Origin of the sequence: Gillisia sp. Hel_I_86 (assembly GCF_007827275.1) — a bacterium.
Taxonomy (GTDB): domain Bacteria; phylum Bacteroidota; class Bacteroidia; order Flavobacteriales; family Flavobacteriaceae; genus Gillisia.
The window spans coordinates 2,031,619-2,052,532 of sequence record NZ_VISE01000001.1; the positions used below are offsets into that span (position 1 = coordinate 2,031,619).

The window sequence follows — 20,914 nt, forward strand, 5'->3', positions numbered from 1 at the left end:
AGCTTCCTCTTTATTGAATGATCAGTTTTATTTCTTTCCTGTATTTAGAAGCACTTTTTCCTGTTATCTCGTTAAACTGCTTGTTAAAATGAGAAAAATTATTAAACCCACATTCAACACACACATCAGCAATACTCATTTGGGTCTCATTTAGCAGCTTCGTAGCATGTACCACACGATATTCATTCACTAATTGGGTAAAGGTCTTTCCAGTCACTTTTTTAAAATATCTACAAAATGCAGGTGCTGTCATACTTACTTGATCTGCAATTTCATTTAGAGTGATGTGGTTATGAAAATTCTTATTTACATATTTAAATATGATATCAATTTTATTGCTGTCCTGTGCATCTGCTTCAAATGCAAATCCGTTGGCATTCAGTAAGCTATAATCATCTGTTAAAGCTAAATAATTTAATATTTCTAAAAATTTTATAACTCTATCTAGGCCAGCAGATTTTAATAAATTATTAATTTTTGGCCCCATTACTGCCTTGGTTTCCATTTTAAAACGGATGCCTTTTTTAGCCAGCTCAAACAATGAAACTAGATTTGCCATTTCTGGGATGTTTACAAAATCATCGCCTAAAAAGTTGGATTTAAACTGTACCGTGGTTTCTGTACCATTGGCGGTCAGCTTATCTGTAAAACCATTGTGAGGTAAATTAGAGCCGATTAATATAAGTTGACTATTATTGAAATAGGACAGGTGGTTGCCAATATGTGTTTTTCCTTGCCCTTTGTTTATGTAGATGAGTTCCAACTCCGGATGAAAATGCCAATAGGCATCATTCTTATCTACTTTATCTATATGTTGTTTCACTAATATATTACTGCCAAAGCTAGGGCTTAGTTTCTTTAAAGTGGGTTTCTTAGTGTTCATTAGTAAGTGTTTATTACTACAAATTTACAGTTTATGATAGTAACATTATATATTTAATTACCTCTATTATATGCTATATTAACTTTATAATAACTTAATGTTAGTTTAACGGATAAAATAACACATAAATTGGTCAAATATGATGTTTTGCAACCTGGGTATTGGTCCTACATTTGTATTTGAACCTTAATAATTTGCAAATCATGAAAACAATTAAAAATCTTAACAAAAGTATCTTAATGGTAGCCTTGATGACTGCCTCGTTAAGTTACGCAAGCAACACTTCGACTTTGATGGGAATGAAGGATATTAAAATAACCGCCTTAATACTAGAGCATGTGAAAGAAGGCGAATTAATATCCATCAAAGACAATTCAGGACTCATATTATATAAAGAAATCGTCCAGAATTCTGGAACGTATTCTAAAGAATTTGATTTAACTGCTCTTCCAGATGGGAATTATTTCTTTGAGATTGATGGCGATGTTAAAATCAAAACAATTCCATTTATAGTAAGAGCAAAAAATGTTGTGTTTGATAAAACTAAAGAAACTATATTTATAAAGCCTACCACAAGACTTAAAGGCAATTTAATTTTAGTTTCCAAATTGGCTTTAGATCTCGAACCATTAAAAATCGATGTTTATTATAAAGGGATTTCTGAAAGCTATGAGTTACTAAATTCAGAGACAATTGATAATACAAAAGTTATTGAAAGAATTTATAAATTATCCGATGCTTACAAAGGAAATTATAAAATTGTATATCATTCCTCTGGAAAAGAGTTTACAGAATTTATTGATTTTTAGTTTGAATTAATTTCATATCCAGTTTAAATGTTGAGTGAACTGTGGTGTCTTTCAAAAGAGTAACGTAGGCTACTAATTTTACCTCAGCAGGCTCGGTAACCGTTCTTAGCGTGCAATGGTAAAAGGGATCTTGACTGATAAATGCTACAGGGCGAGGTACGAAATAGAGTATAGATATGGTGGTTTAACTTGGAAGGGCTTACACCACTAATACTGAATGGTTATAGGGTTTAATCGGCCAGGGATTGGAGCAAGCTACCGGGTAGCGCGGAAAGCCCGGCACGATGGCTTAAGCCAACGGGGGACGCAGAAAAATAAAAAAGGAACAATCAAAATTTGAATTTCTTTATTGAAGAGAATGGTATTTCAAATTAGTTTTATAGCGACTAAAAGATAGTTATATGATTAGATTCAAATTGTTTTATAGGTTAACGCTTTTTAAAGTCAAGGTGTTTCTATGGGTTAGAACTGCTAAAATCTATATTTTAGGGTAATAAAAAGAGAGATTTATCTCCAAAAACGTAATTTTCAATATGTCATCGAACAAATTGATATGTTATCATTTAGTTCTCTTTCAAAAACTCTTCAGCCTTTTTAACCATTTCATTATTGCCACAAATAAATGGGATTCGTTCATGAAGTTCTATAGGTTTAACTTCCAAAATTCTACGAAAACCATCTGTTGCCTTTCCACCAGCCTGTTCAGCTAAGAAAGCCATAGGATTACATTCCTACAGCAAACGTAGTTTTCCTTTAGGTGCCGTTGTGCCCTGTGGATACAGATATATCCCACCCAAAAGCATGTTCCTATGAAAATCGGCTACTAGCGAACCTGTATATCTGGAGGTAAAAGGACGATTTTCTGCTTCATTTAATTCCTGAACCCACTTGATATATTTTTTGATCCCTTATGGAAAATGCACATAATTTCCCTCATTTACGGAGAAGTATTTCCCCTATTTGGAAATTTAATATCTGGATGGGAAACAAAAAAGGAGCCCATTCCCGAATCAAATATAAATCCATTTACGTCATTCCCAGTAGTATATACCAGAATAGTAGAGGTTCCATAAATAAGATATCCCGCAGCTACCTGCTTCGTGCCAGATTGCAATAAATCTTTTAATTTTGCTGGGCTTCCTTCAGGTGTTATCCTGCGGTAAATACTAAAAATTGTACCTACTGTAATGGTTACATCTATGTTACTAGATCCATCCAAACGATCCATTAAAACCACATATTTTGCTTTTTTATGAATTTCATCGTCAAAAACTAAAAAATCTTCAAGTTCTTCGGAAGCTATTCCACATATTTCCCCCCGATTACGCAGTGTACCAATAAAAATATCATTCGCCATGACTTCTAGCTTAGCCTGACTTTCACCCTGAATATTTTCCATCCCGGCCTTGCCTAAAATTTTAGAAAGTCCAGCCTTGTTAATTTGTTGATTTACCACCTTACCTGCCAATTTTATAGAACTGAGCAATGAACTGAGTTCCCCTTTGGCATACACAAAGTCCTTTTGATTTTCAATGAACTCATTTAAACTTTTTCTTTTTGAATTTTTTTAGTGCAATTCCCAGGAACGCGAGATAATTGAAGCCTTTCCAGCTTATTACTGTTGTATCGAAACTGTTGAGCAATGAACGGAAGCTATCCACCCATGCATTGGTACGTTCAATCGAAGATCTCTCATCGTAGAGTTTCTGGTCGAAGTAATCATCCCTGTCCGTATCGCCGTTGCCTTATTCTGACATATATTTGCGTTGATCTTCTTTTTGTCGCAGGTCCTGCGGAACTCCTTTGTGTCAAATCCCGCATCTGCATTGGGGAACAGCCCCTCTACAGGTATTTGCGCTTCCCCTAAGGTCGCTGTCACAATCTCGAACTGCACCTCAATGTCAAAGATATCCTTGTGGTTACCGGCCACGGGCCCGGACATGGCTAAAGGAAGACCTTGCCTATCGATCAAATAAAGGGCGTTGGTGGTCTTGCGTTTCTTCCTTCCCTGATATTCAACCTGTTCCCCACCTCTGATCGCTGGGGTATGGCTGCCGTCAAGGTCGACACTCGAAAGGTGGAGATGGGACTTGTAGCGTTCCAAAAACTTTGTCCAGCACTCATGCCAGAAACCACAGGGGCACCACTTGCGGTAATGATAATAGACTGATTTCCAGCTTAAATATTTCTGGCCGAACATGAAGGTTATGATTTTTATGGAAATGCCATCAATCCTAAGGGATAAAGAATTAGTGCTACGTATAGCCAAAGACGATATTAAGGCGTTTGAGGAGGTTTATGAGCACTATGCAAAAAAATGTTGCTCACAAAGAGTTGAATTTTGTAATAAATGCACTTAAATCCATGATAAAAAAGGGCAAGGAATAGGGGTTGGAGTATCGCTACAATCCGCAAACCAACGAATTTAAATCAATTTTTGAGTTTCCCGATACTACTCAAAATCCTTTTTTGGTTTTTAATGTGTAATTTCCATCTGCCTTTTATAAAGTATTAATCTGGATTAAGTCCCTAATCTCTTTTGTAAGCCTTATTTTTGATAAATGGATCATAAATTAAAAGTATTTAAAGAAGTTGCGCTTACAAAAAGTTTTACCAAAACGGCAGCGAATTTATTTATTTCCCAACCTGCGGTTTCAAAAACCATTAAAAACCTGGAACAAGCTTATGGAAAGGCATTTTTCGATAGAAAAGGCAACCATATTGAACTAACTACCAATGGGATGTTGTTCCTGGAGTATGCAGAACAGCTGTTGAGGTTATATGCTGAAATGGAAAACACCTTCAGTGCTTCATCTGAAGTTTTGCCAACTTCTGTAAGACTGGGGGCAAGTACCACCATAGGCCAGTATATCATCCCCAAAATAACTGCTGGTTTAAAAAAGGAATACCCTAATTTCAATTTACATCTTATTTGCGGGAATACCGGAAAGATCCAGGAGCTGGTGCTCTCTGGCCAAATGGATTTAGGAATTGTTGAAGGCGAAAACCATGATACCCGATTACAATATGAAAAATTCGTTAAAGACGAACTGGTTTTGGTTACCAATGCCAATAACAAGAATATCAAAGGCTCTATTTCAATAGAACAATTAAAGGATTTAGCCTTTGTGGAAAGGGAACCAGGTTCTGGCACTCTAGAAGTTATAAATAACGCCCTTGCTAAAAATGGAATCGAATCGCTGCATATCACTTCGGTATTGGGAAGCACGGAAAGTATTAAATCCTACCTTTCCCATACCAATCATTTTGCCTTTTTGTCAATTCACGCCATAAGTGCACAGTTAATGGAAAACCAGCTGCGCATCATTGAAGTTGATGGTTTAACTATAGAACGATGGTTCTATTTTATGTCCCGGCAAGGTTATCAATCTAAAGTCAATCAAAAACTACAGGACCTCTTTCTGGAACAGTATAACAAAAAGTAATAGGCTATCATCAATCGCTTCGCACGATATACATGAATTCTTTAGTTCTTTGTAGCAATTAAAGATTGTGATGAAAAGCTTATTTCGGTATTTCCTATTTGCCCTTTTAATTATAGTATGTTTGAGTGGCTATATAAGCAGTCCCATGGCATTGATCCTTGGTTTTCTTTATACCCTTATCTTCAACAAACCCTTTGAAAAACATTCAGCTAAAAGTATTCAGTACCTTTTAAAAATTTCAGTAGTTGGGCTAGGTTTTGGAATGTTTCTTATGGAAACTTTAAAAACAGGAAAAGAAGGTCTTACCTTAACAATACTTTCAATCTCCACCACATTGATTATAGGCTATTTTCTCGCCAAGATTTTAAAAATAGATAAAAAACTTGGTCACCTTATCTCTTCTGGAACAGCAATTTGTGGTGGAAGCGCAATTGCAGCGATTTCTCCGGTTATTAAAGCAAACCCAAAAATAATATCGCTTTCTTTAGGTGTAGTATTTCTATTGAATTCTATTGGGCTGTTTATCTTCCCAGCCATTGGCCACTATTTTAACATGACCCAGCATCAGTTTGGTTTATGGGCTGCCGTGGCCATTCATGACACCAGCTCTGTTGTAGGGGCAGCACTGGAATATGGTTCTGAAGCACTTAGAATTGCCACCATTGTGAAGTTGGCTCGAACTCTCTGGATTATTCCTGTTTCCCTAATATCTATGGTATTGTTCAAAAATAAAGAAGATAAAATAAAAATACCATGGTTTATTTTATTTTTTATAATTGCGATATTATTGAACACTTATTTGGATTTACCAACGATATTCACCCAAACAATTACGGGAATTTCTAAGAGATTGTTGATAGTAACCTTGTTTTTGGTAGGCACCACCCTCTCCATTCAAGACATGAAACAAACCGGAATTAAACCATTCCTTTTAGCAATCATACTTTGGATAGTAATCTCTGTGGGCTCTTTGCTTTTTATTCTGAATTAAGTTGGAATTTGCCAAAAATGTAGCTTCTCTAATTTTTAACAATGAAGGAAAGCTGCCGAAGTTCCGTCTTTAGTTTAAAATTGAGATAAATGATTGCAGCAGTAACTTTATTTTTATTGGTAGCACTTTCGGCATTAATTACAAGAATAGCCACCATTGCCTTCACATATACTGGCCTATCTACCCAAAGTGCCAGATTTCAAGCCCAATCGGTATACACCGGTGCGGGTTTTACCACATCGGAATCAGAAAAAAAAATGAACCATTCGGTTCGAAGAAAGATAATATTCAATCTTATGCTGGTTGGAAATGCTGGAATAGTTACGGTAATGTCCTCATTGATACTAACTTTCGTTCTACCAGATACATTATCATCCAAATTATATGGGTTGGGGATTGTGGTTATTGGTATGGGCTTTGTTTGGTGGGCAATAAAAAGTAAATGGGTAGATCGGGGCCTCTCAAAAATTATGGACAGAATGCTAAAAAAATATACACATGTGGAAATACAAGATTATGCCGCTGTTCTTCACTTAAAAGATGATTATAAAATAAGTCAATTTAAATCATAACATTTAAATAAGCAGTAAGAAAAGGATTATCAGAATTGGAATATTATATTGAAAACCTAAAAAGGACACCCTGCATTTGTAAAAATAGGTGATCAAAAGAATAAAATGGAATAAATCAAAAACTTATGAGCATCACAGAAGACGCTTTAAAAGAACGCATCAAAGAGCTTACCTGTCTCTATGAAGTATCCTCCATAATTGTAAATGCTGATGTTGAACAGATGCAAGAAACCCTGAAAGCTATTGCAGTCAATATTAAAAACGGGTTTCAGTATCCCAAACAAACAGAAATTGCAATTAAAACATCCATTAGTTCCATAGAAACAGGCATCGTTGATGAGGCCATCAATTTATCGTCGGAAATTAGGGTATTCAATAAAACGAACGGGGCTATCATTGCATCTTTAAATGAAGACAAAAGCTCATTTCTAAAGGAAGAGAAACAATTATTGGACAGTGTTGCCCTAAAAATTGGCAACCTTCTTGAGCGCATCGAGATTCAGCAAAACGAGACTTCATTAAAAAGACAGATGGAGCGCGCAGACCGCCTGTCTATATTGGGGGAAATAACCGCAGGCATTTCCCACGAACTCAATACCCCATTGGCCAACATACTTGGATTTGCAGAACTATTAAAAAATGACCTTTCTAAAGACGAACGTCTCTCTGAAGATTTGGACAAGATCATTCAAAATGCCATTTTTTCGAGAGAAGTTGTAAAGAAACTAATGTTCTTTGCTTGTGAAATGCCACAAAAAATGCAGCAAGTCAATATAGTTCCACGCATTAAAAATGCCATTGCCTTGTTGGACGCTTCCTTCAAAAAGGGAGAAGTAAAATACATTGTTAAAATCGAAGAGGAGAAGCTCCTTCTACGAGCAGATACCATTCAGCTAACGCAAATTATTTTCAATTTAATCATCAATGCAATTTACTTTTCACCAAAAAATGGATTGATTACCATTGAAGCATTTCAAACCAAAAATGAGATTATATTTAAAATTTCAGATGAAGGCTCTGGAATACCTGAAGAAGCACTGGAAAAAATCTTTCAACCCTTCTATACCACAAAGCCTACGGGCGATGGTTCTGGCCTGGGCTTAAGTGTTGTTCACGGTATAGTGGCCAGCCATGGGGGATCTATCAGGGCTGAAAATAACACGAAAAAAGGTGTGTCCTTTACTGTAAGGCTTCCTAAAACTTGATTAATTTAGTGCTGTTATGCAACTAAAAAAAGAAAACATATTAATTGTAGATGATGATATCCATATTAGGGAGTTATTGCAACGCCACCTACAATCATGGAATTACCATACCTACAAAGCTGTTTCGGTAAAAGAAGCTGTACAAATTTTGCGTGATACCAAAATTGATTTACTCATTACCGATTTAAGAATGCCCGAAATTGATGGTTCAGAACTTATAAAATTTGTTTCAGAACATTATCCTACGCTTCCCAAGCTTGTGGTTACAGGATATCCATCGGTGCAAGATTCACTTTCTGCCATTAAATACGGGGTGGTGGATTATTTAACCAAACCCTTTACCAAGACCGAGTTGGAACAAGCCATCAATAAATCTGTGGAAAGTAAAATCGATTCTATTTCTTCTTTTACAAGAGCAGAAACTCAAAAAGAGAAAGCTTATGGGGAAATTATAGGAAATTCAGAAAAGATCAATGATGTCATTCAAATTATAGAACGTGTAAAAGACAACAAAGCCACCATATTTATTAAGGGAGAAAGCGGTACAGGAAAAGAATTGGTGGCACGCGCCATTCATTATCAAGGTAAATTTTCAAGAGCGCCCTTTATTACAGTTAATTGTGGTGGTATTCCTGAAAATTTACTGGAGGCCGAATTGTTCGGTTATACCAAAGGCGCTTTCACAGGAGCTGAAAAAAATCGGGACGGATTCTTCCAAGCGGCAAATGGTGGAACTATTTTTTTAGATGAAATAGGAAACGCATCAACGGCCGTACAATCCCGTTTATTACGAGTTCTTCAAGAAAAAGAAGTAGTTAAGGTAGGGGCTCAAAAAGCAGAAAAAATTGATGTGCGCATCATTGCCGCAACCAATAGTGACCTGAAGGAAATGATCAAGAAAGGTGCTTTTAGGGAAGATCTTTACTATCGTCTTACTGTTGTTGAGATAGATGTAGCACCATTGAGAGAGCGAAAGGAGGATATTTTGTTATTGGTTGAAAAATTCCTTTTTAAATATGGTGCAGAATACAAGGATCGTTTTGTAAAGATAAGCCCAGAAGCTTCGGCAATTTTGGAACGTTATGACTGGCCTGGAAACATTCGTGAACTGGAAAATGTGATTCAACGTGCGGTGATAATGTGCGACAAAACAGTAGAGGTTGAATGTCTCCCAGATTCTTTAAAATATAGCATTCAATTCCCCGAAAACGAATTGCTTCCTCTAAAAGAAATGGAGAAATTATACATCCAGAAAGTACTGAATGCTACCAATAACAATAAGACAAAAGCTGCAGGAATTTTAGGAATCGATCGTAAAACCATTAGAATGAAACTTGAAGATTAATCCTTTTCTTCAACATATTCCTTAAAGGTATCCAGATCAAGCTACCACCACCCTATTTTTGGATTATCTATTGGGTTTTTGATCTCCAAGCTCTAAAGTTCCCGTGATTCCTCTTTCCATTTTGAAATAGGTTTTAGTGTATTCAAGGGAAAGATCCTAAAAAGATTCAAAACAACAAATATTTTCCTGTCAATTACTTTTCATTTAATCATGGAATTTTCGATACGATTTATCCCAGCCGGGTAATTTTGTACCGGTTGCTATTTACCTATCTTCTTTCTTAAAAATCTTCAAAAACCTTCCACACCAAGGAATCCCCCTATTTATAAGTCTTTCCTGACCCAGACCTTTTTGTGCTGGCACACACATTGCTTTTTTATAGAAAACAATAACAGTGTACTATGAAATCAAATCTGTTTAATATATGTCCCACATGTGTCCATAGAGAGACCTGTGTGCTAACACAACAAAAAAACCAAGTTTGGTCATGTAGTGAATATGACGAAGAGGGGTTGGAGTTAAACCATTTGGACAATTCGCGACCATCTATACCCATAGAAGACCAGCCAGAAATGGCAATGGCATAAATTTTAAAAATGAGTAGCTATGAATTTCAACACATTAATATCAGCGCTTACAAATCGAACATCAGTAGATAAAAAATTGCAACCAGTTCCTGTAAAACCAGTCGCGAATGAGTTTTCCTTTAAAAGTAAATATCAGCAAATACGTATAAGCAACCGCCTATTTAAATAAACCAACCCTAAAAAAAACCGCTAAACGGTCTATAATCATGACAACAATAACAGCAAATTTAAGCAACACAGTAAAGAAAGCCCCTGTAAAAGGTATGATGGATAATGTGATGCAGCAATTTAACAGTGCCGCAGATCATATTAATCTTCACCCCAATATTCGTAAGATATTGAGTATTACAAACAATGAAATTATTGTGCATTTTCCTGTGAAAATGGACAATGGCGAGGTAGAGATTTTTACTGGCTACAGAGTGCAACACAATAATGCACTAGGCCCATATAAAGGTGGCCTACGTTATCACCCAACGGTAGATATCGATGCTGCAAGGGCACTGGCAATGTGGATGACCTGGAAAACCTCCCTTGCTGGTTTGCCATATGGTGGTGGAAAAGGAGGTATCCAATTAGATCCTTCCCTATATTCGGAGGGAGAATTGGAGCGCATTACCCGTAGGTTTACATTTGCCCTGGCCGATAATATTGGACCTGAACATGATATTCCTGCTCCAGATGTGAACACAAACAGCCAGACAATGGCTTGGATTGCAGATACCTATATGAGCACCCGGCCTCCAGCAGAACGCACAGCAAATCAGCACGTGGTGACAGGAAAACCCGATGGTAGTGGTGGCTTGGAAGGCCGGGATCGTGCCACTGGTTATGGCGTGTTCTTGAACATAAAATTTTGGGCAAGGCGCAACAACGAAACGCTTGTTGGCAAGAAGTTTATTGTCCAAGGTTTTGGAAATGTAGGCTACTGGGCTTCCCATTTTTTGGAAAAAGAAGGAGCAAAATTAGTAGCTGTCCAAGATGCTTTTGGGAGTGTTACCAACCAGAATGGAATTATCGTAGAAGATCTTTTTAACTATAGCAAAGCCAACAAAGGAAGCCTCGTGGACTTTCCGGAAGCTTCGGTCTTGGATAAGGACGATTTCTTTATGACGGACTGCGACATCTGTATTCCTGCGGCTTTGGGCAATCAAATCACTGAAAACAATGCATATAAAATTAAAGCAAAATTAATTGCTGAAGGTGCTAATGGCCCAACTAATGTGGATGGTGAAAAGATCCTTTTAGAGCGGGGCATCACAATTATTCCTGATATCCTGTGTAACTCTGGCGGTGTGGTAGCAAGTTATTTTGAATGGTTGCAGAACCGAAATGGAGAGCTTTGGCAACTGGATGAAGTGATGGCTAAACTTGATAAAAAGATGATAGAGTCCTTCAACAAGGTGTATGAATATTCAGAAAGAGAAGGAATGGATTTACGTACGGCAGCTTATTGTATTGCCATTAAACGTATAGAGAAAGCATATATACAACGTGGGATTTTCCCATAAATCAGAACGCTTATAAACAAATGAGATGAAATACGGTAGTTTAATAATAGATAAAAAATAGTATGTGTACTTAAAGCGCATACTCAACATCTCGGGCTATGCCGAAGATTTTCAAACGAAGAAATCACTGCAAAGATTGATCGAAAAATTTAAGAATGCTCACATTGTGGATGAAATTGATATGCCTAAAGATGTCATTCGACTTAATAGTAAAGTAATGGTGAGTTCTGAAAATGGTTGGGAAAAATCCATACAGATTGTGATCCCAAAAGATAAAGATGCCAAGCAAGATAAAGTCTCCATTCTCACCCCAATGGGTGCAGCGCTGTTTGGTTATTAAGAAGGGGACACCATTGCATGGGACTTTCCTTCGGGCAAACAAGTACTAAAGATTATAGCAGTAATTCAAGACGAGGCTCAAAAAAAAATTGAAATACACATTTAATACTTGAAATATGGAAACCTTACAAACTGAAATATACAATCATGACTCTGATATTGATGTCACTCATAAAATTAATTCTATGGAATTGGACAATTGGATCAATCATCTAAAATATATTAAAAAAGAATTGAATAATCTTATCGGGCTTTATGGGGAAGATCTTAGCAACAAATTAGACGATGAAAGTATACTTCAAAAATTTCAAAAGAAAGATGCTGAAAACGATTTATTATTAAAGGCACTTAACAAGTATATGGCTTCAAGGGATGATATCAGAGAGTGTGAAGACACTCAGTGCGATATGATTTATATCACCGAACATGAGACTTATCGTAGAAGTTATCTGTATCACTTGGATAAATATAGAAGGTTAAAAGATGATTTTTTTAGCAAAGTACAAGGCAAATTTACTTGGCTCAATATTCAATCCTTAGAGCATGTTTAAAAACAAATTTGGGTGAAAGTTTGTAAAAAAAGTTGGGCAGTATAAACTTTGTAGTTCACAAATAAAACAGAGTTTATGAAATCGAGATACACCCGATCGACTGCCCAACAGTGTGAAATTATGAAAAAATTCCTTCCCGTTAAAATCAAGGGCCACTATAAGTTGCGCGACATTGCCGACGCCATCCTTTGGATATTGCGCACCGGCTGCCAATGGCGGAACCTACCGGAATGCTTTCCCAAATGGGAGAGCGTCTACTACCATTTCAGGAAGTGGGGCCGGGACGGCACCCTTTCAAGGCTGAACGCAGGGCTGAACATGATGGAGAGGAAGCGGCAGGGAAAGGGGGCAACACCCAGTATGCTGTCGATCGACAGCCAGTCCGTCAAGGCGGGGCCGATGACCTCCGAGTCGAAGGGCATCGACGGGAACAAGAAGATAAACGGACGGAAACGGCACGCGATCACCGATACCCTCGGCCTGGTATGGGGCGTTGTGGTAGGCGCGGCGAACCAGGCCGACGGGGCGGTGGCCGAGAGGGTGGTGGAGCCCCTGTTGGGCTATCTGGACCGGATGGAAAAGATACTGGCCGACCATGCCTACAAGAAGGTGTTCATGGAGTGGGTCGAGAGGACGGTAATAGGGCTGGAAGTGGAGATCTCGTCATGCCCGCCATCCTCGAAAGGCTTTGTCCCGGTAAAGTGGAGATGGGTCACCGAAAGGACCTTCGGGATCTTCAATTTCTTCAGGCGACTGGACAAGGATTATGAAAAAACACCGGAAAGTCAGGAATATTGGGTATTGTGGCAGAATTGTCAGATTATCCTCAATAGAATCGAATGATTCTTGTGAATCGTTTTTAAACATGCTCTAAAACAAATAAATAGTGGAAACTGCATTACCATATAAAGCTGATGTTCAAAGAAAATTGTTTATCAAAAAAGATCTCATGGAACTGGGTCATTGGATAGATACCTTATCAAACGTTAATGAGGAGTTAGGCTATTTAAAATTAATAGAGAAGCAACTTTTAAAAAACAACAGTAGCGAAGCGAACCTACAAGGTCTGCGCAGAAAGAATACTTTATTAATGGGGATGTTGTGCAAATACGAACAGGAATTGAATACAGAACATGAATATGGAAAAAGCGAATATAATCTGATACGGGCGAAAGAACATGAAAAGAAACGCGATGTCCATTCCGCATTCATCCAAGAATTCAATCAAATCAAAAAAGGCATATATGATAAGCTTGTCAAATATCCATTTGAATAATACCTCTTAAAGATGAAAAATATTTTAATCCCTATCAACTTTAGTTTCCATAGTTACGATGCTATCGATTATGCCATCAAATTTTTTAAAGAAGAAGAAGAGTGTCATTTTTACTTTCTCAACACCTTTACCATTGACATTGATGGCTTAAATGCCATAGAGTTGCTCCAAGCAGATGAAGATTGGTTTGAGAACCCTAAAAATGAGTCTGAAAAAAATCTGGGATTCGTAATTCAAAAGTATTTATATAAAAATAGGGGAAAGAACCATCAATTTAGTGCTATTTCTGATTGTACAAATTTGATTCAAGGGATTAAAAAGGTAATTGAAGAAATCGAAATTGATTTAGTGGTAATCCCGGGAAAGAAGAATACTAATGACACAAATGAAGAGTACAGTAAAAATACAAAACGCGTCATAGGAAACATAAGAGAATGCCCTTTGATGATCATCCCCCCTTCAGCAAGAATACTTATACAACCAGAATTTGTACTGGTTTCAAATTTTGAGGAGGAATTGTCTAAAACTGAAATACAAAAATGGTATAAGCTTGTGAAAGCCGCAAAGGGTACAATTAAAATAGTCACACTTTTTGAGAAAGATAAAATGACATCCATACAAAAAACCAATCAAAATTGGGTTCGTTTACAAATCGAAATGTACTCTACATTACCAATTAAAATGGAACATGTTGACACATTTGGTGAGTTAGAAGATTTAGTCGGTAATTATTCAAATCACATCATTTGTTTAATAGACAAAAAACCAGGTTTTTGGAGAATGTTAGGCCTAAATAACTCACGGATAACAAAGCTGGGACCCTCATTGAGTACTCCATTGATCGCTCTACATTCTTAAAACATAATGATGAGCAACTTAAAATTTTATGTGTTAATAATTCTAATTGGGATTTCAATTATTACATTGCTATGTCGATTAGTCCCCGCGCCCGTCTTTCAATAATTGCGAGGAACTTTTGGAAAAACAAATCAAGTCTTATGGATATTATAAAAGAAGCAAAAAAATTTGAAAAGTCTAAGATGAGCAATATGTCCACAAGCGATCGTGTTGCCGCTTCCCGTAAAGCAAAAAAGTTGATATTGGCCATCAACGAAATCTACAAAGAAACTGGAGATCCAATCTTAATGGACTTAATGAAACTACTTACAACAAAGAAGAAGAAGATTGAGGTTAGGTTGAAAGGCAGACAATAATTTTTTTAAATCAAGTAAACGGGAAAAGTAGCTAATGTTTATAAGATAGCGAGAGAAAATGCCAATAAAAGATATTCCATAAATAAGGATAATAAAGTGCACTTAAATGAGTATACAACATTGGTTTCTTGTTAGTAGCAGGCAATTTTTGGCGTAGCGTAGGCTGGTGCGAATTGCAATTGTGTATGGCTTTAGCATTGGCTGTCCTTTGTATATTGTTTCTATTAATTATAGATAGAAACTAAAAACCCTAAAAAAATAAAAGCTTAAATAAAGAAGGGCAATTCCACTTATTATTTGAATACTTTTTCTCAACCAAGATAATTTTGCGAGTTTCGAAACAAAACTAGAAAATAAGCCAACTGCCAAAAAAGGAAGTCCTCTACCAATACCAAAACTGAAAGCTAGAAGTAATCCATAAAGTAAACTTGCTTTTGCAACCGCAAAGGATAATAAAAGCAATAAAGGAGCCGCTGATGTACCTAAACTAAAAATAAATCCATAAATGAATGAACCTCCAATTCCTGGTGTGCGTAAAGATTCAAGTTGTCTTACACGTAAATAGGGTCCGTAAAATGCAATTCCTGCGGCAACCAACGATATTATTCCCATCCCTAAAGCCCAATATTTTCCAAATACTTCAGTCAGGAAAATACCGGAATACCCAGCAATGGCCCCTAATAATGTCAAACAAAGAACAATACCTATAAAAAACGAAAAAGTTACTGCAAACCCTGTTTTTGATTCTCGAACAGAAGTACTTCCCACATAACCTGCAAATCCAAGACCAACTGGTAGTGTGCAAGGGCAAACACCACTTGAAATCAATCCTGCTAGAAAGGCAATACCTAAACTGAATATTGAACCATCTTGAAAAGTAGCGGTAAATCCATTTAAAAAACGCTCTAGGTTCATTGAGGTAATTTTTTCACATTTCCGGCTTTATATCCAATTTCATCAATAGATTGCATTATTTTATTTAATGAAATATTTTCTGGATTGTATTGTACAGTGGCACTTTTGTTTTCAAGACTAACGTTTACTTCAGTTATGCCGTTTAAATCAGAAAGTGTTTTTTTTACTTTAGCTACGCAAGCCATACAGCTCATCCCTTCAATAGAAACCTCTACGGACACGTTATTAGCTAGATTTGCATCTGTAAGCTTGCTTTTATCACTATTTTCATCACATCCTGATAAAAGCACAAATAGCATTAAAAATGAAGAGTAGAAAACAGCTTTCATATAATCAACTTTTTGGGTTCATATCCCGATTTGGTCAAGGTAGTTTCTATTTTTGATTCACTTATTTTATCGGGATTAAAATCCACTTGTACCGATTTATGCATCGCTTTGGTTTTTACTTTTTTAATTCCATCCAATTCTTTTAAAATGTCTGTTATTTTTTCGGCGCATCCTTGACAAACCATATTGTCAATTGTTAACGTTATAGTTTGCATAATTTCTTCTGTATTTGTTTGTAGAAATTCATAAATAGTTTCAATTTCTTTCATTTTGTCGGTAAGTTCATATAGGTTCAAATCAGGGAATTGCTTTCTAATCACAGCAATTTTTTCTTCCTGTCCACAATTGCCAGGGCAACTCTCTAACGCCTCCGCAATTTTGATCGCCAAAGTTTTTCTGAACACTTCGTCTAGCAGTAGGTATTGCGCTTTATCAAAGCCTTTATTGACCGCTTTAAATTGATTTAATATTTGGGCAGGATCATTACTTTCATCAAGCATTTTTATCACGCCCTCAACCTGTCCTTTTAGGGAATTCAAACGGTCTTTTAGATCTTTAGTCAAATCTTTTGGTAGCATAATGATTTCAGTTAAATATATTCCAAACGCTCATTTACAGCATTTGGAATATATTGATGATAAATTTAGCAACTTCTTTTATAATGCTTTTCCAATTCCTGCAGCGATTAATTCATCTTTGTTTACTCCTCTGTCTTTACAACAAGTAAGCAATTTTCCATTTACGGCTACTGCAGGCAAAGAAGTAATATTGTATCCCTTCATTTTGTCAATACATATCTTAGAGTCACATTGCTCAATTGTATTATAAACTGTTACCTCGCAAGAGTCGCAAGCCATTTCTTTTACCATTTTTACCACTGGTTCACATATTGGGCATCCAGCTGTAAATACTTCAATTTGTCGTTTCATCTTTTTAAGATTTTAATTATTAAAATTAATTACACTACAAAGATGGGGTCGGTATAGGGGAGGTCTCCAAATTTATTTTTAATTATTTTCTGTTTATGATCAAGGGTTGAAAAAATTAGGCTCTTTTGGTTTTTCAGCGTTGGGCTTGTGTGTCGGAAAAAATCAAATGTACCTAATGCGAGGTGGGCTTCTCTGCTTCCAACTAACGACAGTCTGTCTAAAAACTAAAAATACTCACCTTAGAATGATGTATTTCAATTTTTTCAAAAATACCTGCCCGAATACTTTACGTATGACAAGAGGTTTTTAGAAAGTCTGACGGTCTTCTTTTAACGCAAGTAGCGTGGAATGGGGACGCTCCCGATGCTATTGGGACTGTCGGCTTTGTTGTTGGTTACTTGGTGCCTAAAATAACACTTTTCACTAAAATGCCCGCTATTTGCCGTTTACTGACTTGTTGTGCAACGTATTTTTTAATTATGTTAATCTTTTTTATGTTCTTGTTCAGTATGATTTTGATTTCCATTAACCATTTTATCTTCATCATACATTGCATTGGATATTCCTATCATAAATGCGGTAATGATTAATAGAATTTTTCTTTTTATCCAATAGATAAAATGCTGGGATTTCTCCAGATTGGTTTTGTTTTTTTGTTTATACATTTTGGTAATGATAAATGATTAGATATTTATTTTATCATTGTATGCAGTAGGGTGCATATTTGCATAGAAAAGTAAATCCGTTCGATGCTATGTATAAACTTGAATATTGATTACTGGATGTGATTATTTTGTTTAAAAATGCACGTTGAACTATCTCTGTATTTATCTTTTGGTAAAGCTCAATTCGTAATTTTAAAATAATTTGAGTTTGAGTATTAAAAGCCTTTTTTAAATTTTGATATGTAAATAATGCAATTGAAAATAATTTTTCCAAAAGGGTTTTTCCAGTATAGACATACAATTCCGAAGTTTTATGACTAAATTTTTTTCTAGTATTAACATATGAAACCTGATGAAAGTTTGCAGAATTTATTCGTGAATATATAGAACACTCGTTAACCGTCAGACCGAAAATCAGAAGGAAGGAAATCAGATATTTTATATACTTCATCAATTTATTTAGTTCAAATTATCAATTTGTGTCAATATGTTGCACAATGGCAGTCTGTCTAATAACCAAAATCATCAAAATTAAAATCGGAATTTTTTTCATTTTTTTTTAATTTAGAGCTTGAAACATATAAAACTTACAGGTAACAATCTCCGTATATTCGTCAGTTGAGGTAGTTAATATACAGATTTGTCAGCTTAGGTTATATTTTCTTGATTTCTATATTTTTTCTTTTACCTGAATGGCCGCAATTGTGAATATGCGTTGTTGGAGGCATTTCGTTGTTTTCTAAGGCTTATTGTACAATACTCGGCTTTATATTAATTTACCTTCATTAATTTTTTATGCTGCTGGTCTATCTTTAATTAATCAAAACTTTTATTAACCTGACTAATCAATTCCATCTGCTACAGATTCCCCTTCTAAATTATTGAAAAACAAACCTGTCCAGGTGCCATCTAATTCTAATGTTTCTCCTGTAGTGGTTTCCCTAAATGTAGCTAAAAAACTAGCTTTATTTTTTCTGAGAAAAACAGTATAGTTAGAAGTTAATGTACTTCTTTGATTGAGGGCAAAAGTATCTTTGAAATACCAGGAAAAAGGGAAAGATGATTCTTCTTGTGCCAATGGTACTTTAACACCTCCACCCAGGTAACTGTACTCTCCAGATAATAAACTTAACTCTTCTGGAATAGACACCTGCACCTCCAAGTAGTTAAGTCCTGTGAATGTTAGGGAATCATTAAATTTAAATATAGAACTTCCTTGTATATTCTTAAGTGGCTCAATGACTATCTCCATAATTGTATCCGAATCATTTCGAAAATAAAACTCGGGAATTTTTTTTTCTACTATACTTTGCCCATCGTTTGTATTTAACTTCCATTGTACTGAAACTAATTCGTAGGATTTTAATTCTTGATCATTATTAATTAAAGTGTCGTCCTCGCTGCAAGATATAAAACCAATGGATAAGAATAATGCGATAAATAATTTTGAAAGTTTCATTTTTTTGTTTTTATTTTTTCAATTTACATATAAGCTGGATTTCCCATAGTGGGTAACGGTCTTCTTTTAACGCAAGTGGCGTGGAGTAGGCCCAGTATTTGCGATGAACCGATGTTGAACGAAAACACGGCTAGAAATTGTGGGATTTTAATTTGTCCCGACAGCATAATAGAACTTCTCCCTCCAACTAGCTCCCTGAAATTATCGTTTTACCCATAGAACCAAATCTACCGGATTCGTCAACACTATATTCAACTCTTGCCTATCGGCGTGCCGAATGCTTAGTTGTTACAGTTTTTGTTTTATTATTTAATTCACAAACTCAAACTCTTCATAGACATTGTTTATTTTGATCAATTTATCATTCTTAAAATATAGTTTAACAGAGTTTCTTCCATCTTTGTTAAAAGAGACATTTTCGAAAAAAGAAAAAAACCATTCATCGTAATTCTTCATATCTGGGTCATATGGTTTTGATAATAATTTAGGAGGAAGAGTAATTTGGTAGTCTTGATAAGTGGGTATTTGGTATATGGCAATTAATTTTTCTATTATAATGTCAACAGAATCATCAATATTAATTGAGATATTATTTGGTTGGTTTTCGGGCCACTTTTGAACATAATCTAAAAGTCCTCCTCCTTTTTCTATGGAAATCACTTTGTCTTCCTCAAAGGTTATTAAAATTCTTTCTAAAACCCCAAATGTTGTTTCTAATGATATTGAATTATATAGTGAAATATCACTTTGTATTTCTTCGGGCTTTGAATAAGGCTTTCTATAGGTTACATTTATAGTATTAAATTGTTTTTCAATATTTAATACTTGAAGTTGTTCATAAACTTCCGAAGGAGAGCTACCAATTTTAAGCGTCCATTTTTTCCCTTTTGTTATATTTTCAACTTGTGGAAAATCATCATCATTCATACAGGATAAGGAAAGCAATACTGTAAGGAGTAATAATACAATTTTTTGCATAAGGGGTTTATTTAAATTATTCCGAAGTGCTTTTTGGAATAGACATAAATATATTAATTTTCCCGTTATAGGGAAAATATTAATCAAGATTTTTTTTATTCGATTTATGGTATATTTTTCATCCTCTCAAGCTTTATATTTACAAATAGATATTTTTCATCTATTACCAATATGAGATGCCATGGTTAGAAAAAAGTACAAAGGAGAAATCAATGATAAGGAACGGTCAAAACAAAAACTTATAAATGCAGTAGGGAAAGTTCTTAAAACCAAAGGTTATACAGGATTAACTGCAACGAATATTGCGAAAGCAGCAGGTTTAAGTCGCCGTCTTATTACCATTTATTTCGATTCTGTTGATGATTTGATAGAAATTTATGTTAGAAACAAAGATTATTGGACAGCGGCTTCTGGGAAAGTAGGGGAAATGATGAATGGAAATGAAAGTAGGGATACTAGAAAAATGATTGATTATATTCTGCAAAATCAACTGGATTATTTTTATAATAATTCTGAAATGCAAAAAATAATTTTGTGGGAAATTAGCGAAAAGACCAAAATCATGTATGATGTTTGTGAGGAGAGAGAGCGTCTTGGTTCCAAAGTTTTCGCGTTAGCCGATAAAGAGTTTGAGGGTAAAGATATAAGAGCAGTATCAGCAATATTGGTTGCTGGTATTTATTATATGGTACTTCATGCGAAATCGACCGACACATTATTTTGCGAGATTGATATAAATCAACCAGAAGGGATGAAAAGAATTAAAAATGCAATTAGTTTAATACTAGAAAATACATAGAAAAAGACATTTTTTTTCAAATTGTTGCCGACGGCCTTTAACGCAAGTGGCGTGGAGGAAGGACGCTCCCGATAGCTATTGGGACTGTTGGCTTAGGTGGTTTTTACTTGA

The 20,914-nt window shown here is 35.6% G+C and carries 24 protein-coding genes and 1 pseudogene; 15 read left to right on the plus strand and 10 right to left on the minus strand.

What is annotated here, in order from left to right:
- Positions 1-10 precede the first annotated feature (10 nt).
- Positions 11-883 carry an AraC family transcriptional regulator gene (locus JM83_RS09085; protein ID WP_144961413.1) on the minus strand — a complete coding sequence of 291 codons (873 nt, stop codon included), beginning with the start codon at positions 881-883 and terminating at the stop codon, positions 11-13.
- A 203-nt stretch (positions 884-1,086) separates the two neighbouring features.
- Between JM83_RS09085 and JM83_RS09090 the strand changes: the two genes are divergently transcribed.
- Positions 1,087-1,692 (plus strand): hypothetical protein, encoded by a 606-nt coding sequence (locus JM83_RS09090; protein WP_144961415.1) that lies wholly within the window; start codon positions 1,087-1,089, stop codon positions 1,690-1,692.
- Positions 1,693-2,255: 563 nt separating this feature from the next.
- On the opposite strand, the pseudogene fbp reads toward JM83_RS09090, so the two are convergent.
- A pseudogene (fbp, locus tag JM83_RS09095) lies at positions 2,256-3,226 on the minus strand (class 1 fructose-bisphosphatase).
- An 81-nt stretch (positions 3,227-3,307) separates the two neighbouring features.
- On the minus strand, positions 3,308-3,961 hold the full coding sequence (locus JM83_RS09105) for a hypothetical protein (protein ID WP_144961417.1): 654 nt from the start codon (positions 3,959-3,961) through the stop codon (positions 3,308-3,310).
- 292 nt (positions 3,962-4,253) lie between these two features.
- Here JM83_RS09105 and JM83_RS09110 point away from each other — a divergent pair, with 292 nt between their 5' ends.
- The 13 genes from JM83_RS09110 to JM83_RS09170 all read left to right on the plus strand — a co-directional run bounded on the left by JM83_RS09110 (position 4,254) and on the right by JM83_RS09170 (position 14,729).
- The gene (locus tag JM83_RS09110; protein WP_144961419.1) at positions 4,254-5,138 is read left to right on the plus strand and encodes a LysR substrate-binding domain-containing protein; all 885 of its coding nucleotides are present in this window, start codon (positions 4,254-4,256) and stop codon (positions 5,136-5,138) included.
- A 70-nt stretch (positions 5,139-5,208) separates the two neighbouring features.
- Complete coding sequence (locus tag JM83_RS09115) at positions 5,209-6,129, plus strand: YeiH family protein (RefSeq protein ID WP_144961421.1); 921 nt, start codon at positions 5,209-5,211, stop codon at positions 6,127-6,129.
- 89 nt (positions 6,130-6,218) lie between these two features.
- Positions 6,219-6,701 (plus strand): hypothetical protein, encoded by a 483-nt coding sequence (locus JM83_RS09120; protein WP_261376416.1) that lies wholly within the window; start codon positions 6,219-6,221, stop codon positions 6,699-6,701.
- A gap of 125 nt (positions 6,702-6,826) precedes the next feature.
- A complete protein-coding gene (locus tag JM83_RS09125; protein WP_144961423.1) occupies positions 6,827-7,906 on the plus strand; it encodes a sensor histidine kinase in 1,080 nt (359 codons plus the stop codon).
- A gap of 16 nt (positions 7,907-7,922) precedes the next feature.
- A complete protein-coding gene (locus tag JM83_RS09130) occupies positions 7,923-9,251 on the plus strand; it encodes a sigma-54-dependent transcriptional regulator (RefSeq protein WP_144961425.1) in 1,329 nt (442 codons plus the stop codon).
- 401 nt (positions 9,252-9,652) lie between these two features.
- Positions 9,653-9,838, plus strand: coding sequence for a hypothetical protein (locus JM83_RS09135; protein ID WP_144961427.1), 186 nt, complete (start codon positions 9,653-9,655; stop codon positions 9,836-9,838).
- 206 nt (positions 9,839-10,044) lie between these two features.
- Positions 10,045-11,349: a Glu/Leu/Phe/Val family dehydrogenase gene (locus tag JM83_RS09140; protein ID WP_144961429.1), complete on the plus strand. Its 1,305-nt coding sequence runs from the start codon at positions 10,045-10,047 to the stop codon at positions 11,347-11,349.
- Between the two features lie 64 nt (positions 11,350-11,413).
- The gene (locus JM83_RS09145; RefSeq protein ID WP_315897844.1) at positions 11,414-11,689 is read left to right on the plus strand and encodes a GreA/GreB family elongation factor; all 276 of its coding nucleotides are present in this window, start codon (positions 11,414-11,416) and stop codon (positions 11,687-11,689) included.
- A 115-nt stretch (positions 11,690-11,804) separates the two neighbouring features.
- The gene (locus tag JM83_RS09150; protein ID WP_144961431.1) at positions 11,805-12,239 is read left to right on the plus strand and encodes a hypothetical protein; all 435 of its coding nucleotides are present in this window, start codon (positions 11,805-11,807) and stop codon (positions 12,237-12,239) included.
- A gap of 75 nt (positions 12,240-12,314) precedes the next feature.
- Positions 12,315-13,082, plus strand: coding sequence for an IS5 family transposase (locus tag JM83_RS09155; RefSeq protein WP_144961433.1), 768 nt, complete (start codon positions 12,315-12,317; stop codon positions 13,080-13,082).
- A 43-nt stretch (positions 13,083-13,125) separates the two neighbouring features.
- The gene (locus JM83_RS09160) at positions 13,126-13,515 is read left to right on the plus strand and encodes a hypothetical protein (RefSeq protein ID WP_144961435.1); all 390 of its coding nucleotides are present in this window, start codon (positions 13,126-13,128) and stop codon (positions 13,513-13,515) included.
- A gap of 12 nt (positions 13,516-13,527) precedes the next feature.
- A complete protein-coding gene (locus JM83_RS09165) occupies positions 13,528-14,373 on the plus strand; it encodes a universal stress protein (protein ID WP_144961437.1) in 846 nt (281 codons plus the stop codon).
- 140 nt (positions 14,374-14,513) lie between these two features.
- Positions 14,514-14,729 (plus strand): hypothetical protein, encoded by a 216-nt coding sequence (locus tag JM83_RS09170; protein ID WP_144961439.1) that lies wholly within the window; start codon positions 14,514-14,516, stop codon positions 14,727-14,729.
- A gap of 228 nt (positions 14,730-14,957) precedes the next feature.
- Here the strand turns inward: JM83_RS09170 and JM83_RS09175 are convergent, their stop codons facing one another.
- The 7 genes from JM83_RS09175 to JM83_RS09205 form a co-directional block, all read right to left on the minus strand.
- Positions 14,958-15,644 (minus strand): cytochrome c biogenesis CcdA family protein, encoded by a 687-nt coding sequence (locus JM83_RS09175; RefSeq protein WP_144961441.1) that lies wholly within the window; start codon positions 15,642-15,644, stop codon positions 14,958-14,960.
- Entirely contained in the window at positions 15,641-15,973 is a 333-nt protein-coding gene (locus tag JM83_RS09180; protein WP_222430224.1) for a heavy-metal-associated domain-containing protein, read from the minus strand. The genes JM83_RS09175 and JM83_RS09180 overlap by 4 nt, the downstream gene beginning before the upstream one ends.
- Positions 15,970-16,551 (minus strand): metal-sensing transcriptional repressor, encoded by a 582-nt coding sequence (locus JM83_RS09185; protein WP_144961443.1) that lies wholly within the window; start codon positions 16,549-16,551, stop codon positions 15,970-15,972. Before JM83_RS09185 ends, JM83_RS09180 begins: the two co-directional genes overlap by 4 nt.
- 78 nt (positions 16,552-16,629) lie before the next feature.
- Positions 16,630-16,902 carry a thioredoxin family protein gene (locus JM83_RS09190; RefSeq protein WP_144961445.1) on the minus strand — a complete coding sequence of 91 codons (273 nt, stop codon included), beginning with the start codon at positions 16,900-16,902 and terminating at the stop codon, positions 16,630-16,632.
- 482 nt (positions 16,903-17,384) lie between these two features.
- Entirely contained in the window at positions 17,385-17,567 is a 183-nt protein-coding gene (locus JM83_RS09195) for a hypothetical protein (protein ID WP_144961447.1), read from the minus strand.
- A gap of 841 nt (positions 17,568-18,408) precedes the next feature.
- Complete coding sequence (locus JM83_RS09200) at positions 18,409-19,026, minus strand: hypothetical protein (RefSeq protein ID WP_144961449.1); 618 nt, start codon at positions 19,024-19,026, stop codon at positions 18,409-18,411.
- A gap of 309 nt (positions 19,027-19,335) precedes the next feature.
- Positions 19,336-20,004 (minus strand): hypothetical protein, encoded by a 669-nt coding sequence (locus JM83_RS09205; RefSeq protein ID WP_144961451.1) that lies wholly within the window; start codon positions 20,002-20,004, stop codon positions 19,336-19,338.
- A gap of 181 nt (positions 20,005-20,185) precedes the next feature.
- On the opposite strand from JM83_RS09205, the gene JM83_RS09210 reads away from it, so the two are divergent.
- Entirely contained in the window at positions 20,186-20,803 is a 618-nt protein-coding gene (locus JM83_RS09210; RefSeq protein WP_144961453.1) for a TetR/AcrR family transcriptional regulator, read from the plus strand.
- Positions 20,804-20,914: the final 111 nt, after the last annotated feature.